Annotated in this window: 4 protein-coding genes; all 4 read left to right on the top strand. The window is 68.2% G+C overall.

What is annotated here, in order from left to right:
• The first annotated feature begins 199 nt into the window (after positions 1-199).
• The 4 genes from JXZ78_RS39875 to JXZ78_RS39860 all read left to right on the top strand — a co-directional run bounded on the left by JXZ78_RS39875 (position 200) and on the right by JXZ78_RS39860 (position 6,742).
• Positions 200-913, top strand: coding sequence for a TnsA-like heteromeric transposase endonuclease subunit (locus tag JXZ78_RS39875; protein ID WP_238783721.1), 714 nt, complete (start codon positions 200-202; stop codon positions 911-913).
• A gap of 2 nt (positions 914-915) precedes the next feature.
• Positions 916-3,075 carry a TnsB C-terminal domain-containing protein gene (locus JXZ78_RS39870; protein ID WP_033037624.1) on the top strand — a complete coding sequence of 720 codons (2,160 nt, stop codon included), beginning with the start codon at positions 916-918 and terminating at the stop codon, positions 3,073-3,075.
• An 86-nt stretch (positions 3,076-3,161) separates the two neighbouring features.
• The gene (locus tag JXZ78_RS39865; RefSeq protein WP_238783720.1) at positions 3,162-4,208 is read left to right on the top strand and encodes an AAA family ATPase; all 1,047 of its coding nucleotides are present in this window, start codon (positions 3,162-3,164) and stop codon (positions 4,206-4,208) included.
• The gene (locus tag JXZ78_RS39860; RefSeq protein WP_030019864.1) at positions 4,205-6,742 is read left to right on the top strand and encodes a TniQ family protein; all 2,538 of its coding nucleotides are present in this window, start codon (positions 4,205-4,207) and stop codon (positions 6,740-6,742) included. Before JXZ78_RS39865 ends, JXZ78_RS39860 begins: the two co-directional genes overlap by 4 nt.
• Positions 6,743-6,789: the final 47 nt, after the last annotated feature.

Genomic DNA, 6,789 nt, shown 5'->3' with positions numbered 1-6,789 from the left:
TGTAGCTTCCCTGGGAACGTGACCAATTTCCGGCACTGATGTCCACACGGTGTCCAGTTGGCCGCGATTGAACCAGCGGAAGCGTTGAGCGTAAGCACTTCGGCCCGGCTATCACTCGTACGAGTGATAGCCGGGCTGTGTGCTGCCTGGGGCTCTGCCAACGTGATCGCGGTACTGGTCGCGAGGGGCTGGGGTGCTGATGGTCGAGGAAGCTGTGATGCGCCGCAGGTACGGCGGCGAGGTCGTCGAGACTCCGTTGCCGGGCGGTGCTGTGGGTTTTGATGAGTTGGTCCCGTGGCGGGTGTTCCGGTCGTGCCGGGGACAGGCACATTACTCGGGTTTGTACTGGTCGGCCGTCATGTGCGGACACGTCGGCTACGAGTCTCGGCTGGAGCTTGCTTGGCTGTTGCTTGCTGACCGTGACGCGGGCTGGAATGTGATCGTCTCGCAGCCGTTTCAGCTGGTCGCGATGGTTGACGGCTGTGTGCGCCGTCATGTGCCGGACTTTCTGGCGGTACGCGACGACGGCCTGGTGACCGTGGTGGACGTCAAGCCCCGGCGCCGGTTGCAGGACCCGACGGTTGCCTTCACTTTCGCGTGGACTCGTGACCTGGTTGAGGCACAGGGCTGGCGGTTCGAGACCTTCAGCGAGCCCGACCGGGTGCTGCTGGCGAATGTGCGGTTCCTGACCGGCTACCGGCGGGCCTGGCAGTTCGACGTCGGACTGTTGGATCACGTCGTAGAGATCCTTGCCTGCCCGCTGCCCTTCGTGGACGCCGAGGAGAGGGTGCTGGCTGGCGGCTACGGCCGGGCGAGGGTGCGGAGTCATCTGCTGCATCTGCTGTGGTCCGGCCGGGTTCGGTGTGATCTCTCGTTGCCGCTGAGCGAGTCGATGCTGCTGGAGGCGGCGTGACCATGGGACGGATCAGCATCGGGATCGGTTCCCGAGTCTGGCGGGAGGGCGAGACCTACGAGGTCATCGCACTGGAGGGCGATCAGGTCGTGGCGTATGACCGCCACCGCCGGGCGGTGCGGCTGCGTGTGATCGATCTCCTAGACCCCGCCGTTCCCGGGCAGAGGATCATCGGGGCGGGGGCTTCGGAGGCGGGCGAGTCTGCGGGCATCGTGCTGGGGAGTGCGGACGAGTCGGCTCTGTCGGAGGCCCGGGAAAGAGCCGGACATGTCCGGGAGGTGCTGACGGGCTACCGGCTGGGGGCGGAGGAACTTGCCCTGCCGGGTGAACCTCGCCCCGAGTACGCATCCGCCTTCACGCTGATGCAGCGCTACGCCTCGAAAGCGGCGGAGCTGGCCGTCACCGTCCGGACGCTGCGCCGGTGGGTACGCGCCTACCAGAGCGAGGGAGTGTCCGGTCTGGTCTTCGACCGGCGCGGGGCGCGCGCTGGAGTCCTCGACGGTATCGACCCGCGCTGGCGGGAAGTGTGTCTGGCGGTCTTGGACGACCAGGTGGATGCGTCGAACACCACCAAGCAGCTGACCTTGCGCAGGGTGAAGGCCCGGCTGGACCGGGAGTTCGGCGCCGACGAGGTGCCGGTGCCGAAGGGCAGCGCCGCCTACCGGGCCCTGGATGAAATCGCCTGCGGCAGGGGGAGCTTCGGGACGAGCGCGAAGGCCAGGCGCTCGATCGCGAACCGGCCGACGGTGGCCTACGGGCGGCTGCGGGCCTCGCGGCCGGGTGAGTACGTGCTGCTGGACACCACGCGGCTGGACGTGTTCGCGATGGAGCCGGTTACGCTGCGGTGGGTGCAGATCGAGATGAGCATCGCGATGGACCTGTTCACGAGATGCATCACGGGGTTGCGGCTGTCGCCGGTGTCGACGAAGAGCGTGGACGTGGCGGCGGTGCTGTTCGAGACCATCCAGCCGCGCCGGATGCCGGACCACTGGCCGGCGGAGGCGGCCTGGCCCTATCACGGGCTTCCCGCCGCGGTGGTGGTGGACGCCGACCGGGTGGAGGGGCCGTCTTTCACCGGTCCGGGGCTGCTGCCGGACACGATCGTGGTGGATCACGGCAAGGTCTACGTCTCGGACCATGTCACCTCGGCCTGCGCCCGGTTGGGGGTCTCGATCCAGCCGGCCCGCCCTTACACGCCTACCGATAAGGCCGCCTGCGAAAGATTTTTTCGCTCCCTGCGCGAGGGGCTGCTGGAAGCCCTTCCGGGCTACAAGGGGCCGGACGTCTTCAGCCGCGGGGCGGACCCGGAAGGCGAAGCGTTCTTCTACCTGGGCGAGTTGGACGCGATTATCCGCGAGTGGATCGGGGCTGTGTATCACCGCAGGCCACATGAGTCTTTGATCGATCCCCGGCTGCCCGGGGTGCGGATGAGTCCGCTCCAGCGGTTCGGGCACGGGGTTGCGCGGGCGGGCCGGATCGAGCTGCCCCGGGACGCCCTGCTGGGTCTGGAGCTGTTGCCGGTGGTCTGGCGGACGATCCAGCACTACGGCGTGGAGATCGACACGCTGCGCTACAGCGGGCCGATCGTGGCGAAGTACATGAACCGCACCAGCGGCTACAAGCGGCCGGGCGACTTCTCCGGCGCCCGCAAGGGCGGACGCTGGCCGTTCTCGGTCGACCCGGATGACCTGCGCCGCATCTACTTCCGTGATCCCGAGGACGGGACGTGGCACACCCTTGAGTGGGAGCACGCCGCAGGCCTGGATCTGCCGCTGAGTGCCGACGCCCTGGCCTACGCCAAGGAGTTGGCCGGATCGAAGGACGGGCCGCCGGACATCGGGACGGCGCTGTCGCAGTTGCTGGAAGCGTGGAACGTCGGACTGGCAGAGAACCGGACCGAACGCAGGATCGCCCTGCGGATGGCCGCCGAACGCGCGGAACAGCAGGCGGGCGAACCTGAGATCGCCAGTCTGTCGTCCGTGCACAGCGTGCTTGTCTCCCAGCAACTGGAGGCAGCCCAGGGGCCGGAGGACGAGCGCCGGGCTCCGGTGGCCCCGCCGCCGCAGGACCTCGGTGACGACGATGACGACAACGATCTGGACGCCGGGGCAGACCTTGAAGTCCTGGACTTCTACGCCAACGCACTGGAGGTACTGGAGTGAGCTCTGCCCTGGATGACGCCGTCCCCTCCCGCAAGGAAGGGTGGATCACACTGGCGGAGGCTGGGCCCCGACCCCGCCCGCGGACATTGAACCGGGCGGAACGGGATGAGCTGCCGGAACCGGAGAAGGACGCCTACGATCTTGAACGCCGAGTCTGGCACGCCAACATCGGGCCGCTCAAGACGCCGCAGATGTCCGCGATCCACGAGGACCTGTGGGATCTCGTGGACTCCAATCTTCAGGATGGCGACAAGGTCAAGGGCTCCGCCGCGATCGACGCCTACCCGGGGCTGGGCAAGACGACGGCCGCGCTGGCCTTCGCCCGCGACTACCACCGCCGCGAGGTGGCCCTGCACGGGAAGTACACGGCGGACGGGCACGAGCACCTGCCGGTCTGCCGGATCGGGCTCGGCGCGAATACCACGATCAAGGGCCTCAACCAGGCCATCTTGGAGTTCTACGGCCACCCCGGGGCCGCCGGACGTTACAGCAGCACCACCACCTCGCAGCTCGCCTCGCAGGCACTGGACTGCATTTTGTCGTGCCGCTCGCGACTGCTTGTCGTCGATGACGTCCACTTCCTCGACGTGCGTTCCCGGGACGGGCTGGAGGTGAGCAACCACCTGAAGTGGCTGGCCAACGAGTTTCCCGTGACATTCCTGTTCGTCGGGGTGAGCCTGCGTGACCGTGGCCTGATGAGCGAGGGCATGACGACGAAGGACCAGGCGATCGCGCAGACCGCGCGGCGGTGGACTCGGCTGACTCTCGCCCCGTTCACGCTCTCCGGTGACGTCGCGCGGGAGAACTGGCGCAACCTTTTGCTCGCCATCGAGAAGAACCTCGTCCTCGCCGATCTCCAACCCGGCATCCTGGCCGACGAGTTGTCCAACTATCTCTTCGCTCGCACCACCGGGCACATCGGGTCGCTGATGACTCTGATCAACCGCGCTGCCCAGCGCGCGATCCGCCGGGGCGAGGAGAACCTGACCAAAGCCTTGCTGGACACCGTGAAGATCGACGACGCCGCCGAGCAGGCCCGGCAGCCGCTGCAGGCCGCGATCGATTCCGGCCGGCTCACCTCGCGGCCGAGGGCACTGAGGAAGACAGCGGCCTCCTCGCAGGCACCGGCGTGAGCCAAGTGCACCGCACCCTGCCCATTCGCGTTCCGCCCCGGCCCGGCGAGGCCCTGGACTCCTGGCTCGAAGCCCTCGCCGCCCGCCTGCAATGCCCGCTCGGCGATCTAGCCCCGGCCCTGGGCCTGGCGCTGCTGCGCGCTGGAGATCCTCATCACCGGGGCCGGAAGGCACCCAACTGGACGATTGCCCTGCACGAGTACGAGGCCCGCACTCTCGCGGACGGCTGCGAGCTGGGCATCGGGGATGTCCACGCGCTGACTTTGATGCGCTACCACCAGCGCGCGGTCATCGTTCGTCCTGACACGCGGCAAGTGCACCGGGACACGCTCTGGGGCCGGGCGAACGGCTCACGTTACTGCCCGCCGTGTCTGGCCGCCTCCGGCGGCCGGTGGCAGCTGTCCTGGCGTCTGGGCTGGTCATTCGCCTGCACCGTTCACCGGGCCCTGCTCGCGGACGTCTGCTGGCGATGCGGCCGGCATCAGCGCCTGCGTGTCACCCCCGCCGGGACGATCCCCGTTCCGGGGACATGCACCAACCCCGCCGGCGGCGCCGGGCGGCGTGTCCCGCGTTGCGGCGCCGATCTGGCCAAGACCCCGGTGCTCGCGCTGCCCGACGGCCACCCGGTGCTGCACACCCAGCACCTGATCCTTGAATCCGTACACCAGGGCACCGCTGACTTCGGGTCCTACCCAGGCGTCCCCGTCGCCGAATTCCTCACCGACGTCCGGACCTTGAGCAAGCTCCTGCTCACCCTCCCCGACCACGACGAAATCAAGCAGCACGTCCCGGCGGACATCGCCGACGCCTTCGCCCGTGCCCGCGCGCTCCCGCACAGCAAGTCTTCACCCTCCGCCGCACCAGCACGTCCGGGATTCGCCGCACCCGCACGCGCCGAGATCACCGCCACCGTCGCCACCGTCGCCACGCAGGCCCTCGCCCTCGACGACATCGACCACGCTGGCACCGCGCTGGCCTGGCTCTTCGCACCCCGCCCAGGATCACGATCAGGGCAGGGATCCATCGCCTCCGGATACCGGAGCAGTGCTCGCGTCCTCAGCCTCCAGCGCGCCGCGCTCCACCGTCCAACGACCGCGATGGCCCACCCGCGTCAATCCCGCACCGACCGCACCGCATGCGTTCCTGGCCTGTTCTGGCCCGCCTGGACCGTCGCCCTGTCTCCGCCGCTCCGGCACTACCGCCAGACCTTCCAGGAACTCGGCCACGGCCTGTCCGTCCTGCTCGCCCTGACCGGCTCGACCAGCTCAATTCGTGCCGCCAGCCGTCAATTGGGCGCATGCCATAGATCCGACAACATCGCGCTGCTGCTGCACCGGCTCCGGGGCCACCCCCAATGGCTCTCCGTCGAGGCCGCGCTCGTCGGCCTGGCGGACCGCCTTGACACCCACGGCAGCCCCATCGACTACCAGCGGCGACGCTCGCTCGACTACCACACACTGCTCCCCGAACAAGAGTGGCAGCTGCTCAGCCGGCGGGCCTCCCACTTCGCGGGCCAAAACCGAAAGCACCCCACCGTCCAGCGCTGGCTCTTCGAACGCATCAGCGGCATGCCCGCCGAACAGGCCCCCAGCGCCTTCGCCCTGACCGAACTACGCCAGCGCCGGGAAGTATCCGAGTTCTCCCGACTCCTCACCCCCAAGCTTCTGCACGAACTTGACGCCCACGCTCACGAGTTCCTCGCCAGTCAGGGAGTCCACAGCGAGCCCGTGACCTGGAGTCCTCCGGCAGCACTGCTGCTCGGGCGCAACCTGCCCGGCACGGACCTCAGCCAATGCCAGACCAAAGTGATCCACCACCTGCTCCGGGACGAGCACCTCGCCCCACGGGCCATCGGCAAGAGACTCGGCATCAGCATCGACGCAGTGCGCTGCTTCCTCAACGAACAGCCAGCACCCCTCAACCCCAACCAACAGCGGGCCAACGGGCGCCTCATCTGGACGCTGTCGCAGCAGCTCACCGCCGACGAGCTCAAGCGACTCCACCTCGACGAACATCTCAGCGTCACGGCCCTGGCCCAGAGGTTCGACGTCCCAGGCAGCGCGATCGCCGATCTCCTCCGCACTTACGGCATTCCCCGCCTCACGCACCGACGCCGCATGCCCGACATCGATCCCGCCTGGCTCCGTCGCGAATACCTCTTCCAGCGCCGCCCCCTCACTGCCCTGGCCAAAGAGATCGGCGTCTCCAAGAACTACCTCAACCGCCAGGCGAAGGACCTGGGTATCCCCCTGCGCCCACGAGGGGCCGCCTCCCGCGACCAGTCCCGGCTCTTCGGGCCCCGCCAAAAGAAAATCGCCCAAGACATGCTCGCCTCCGGCGAGCACACCGTTCGCGACGTTGCGGACAAACTCGGCTTCACCCCGCGCACGATCTACCGGCTCGTCAGCAAGGAGTACTGGTCAAAGGCTCCGAAGCGGAGGCAGACACCACGTGATCCCCGACGCACGCACGGCCCCCATTGGACACCAGAGACGGAAAACCTCGGCTCTCGCCCGCTCCCCGCTCACGCATAACCGCTGGTCACTCGTGACCAATTGGACACGGAACGGGGGAACCTACA

The sequence above is a fragment of the Streptomyces monomycini genome (assembly GCF_022271435.1).
Lineage (GTDB): Bacteria > Actinomycetota > Actinomycetes > Streptomycetales > Streptomycetaceae > Streptomyces > Streptomyces monomycini.
Note: the sequence above shows the minus strand (reverse complement) of the source record. Positions and strands in the feature narration are given on the sequence as shown.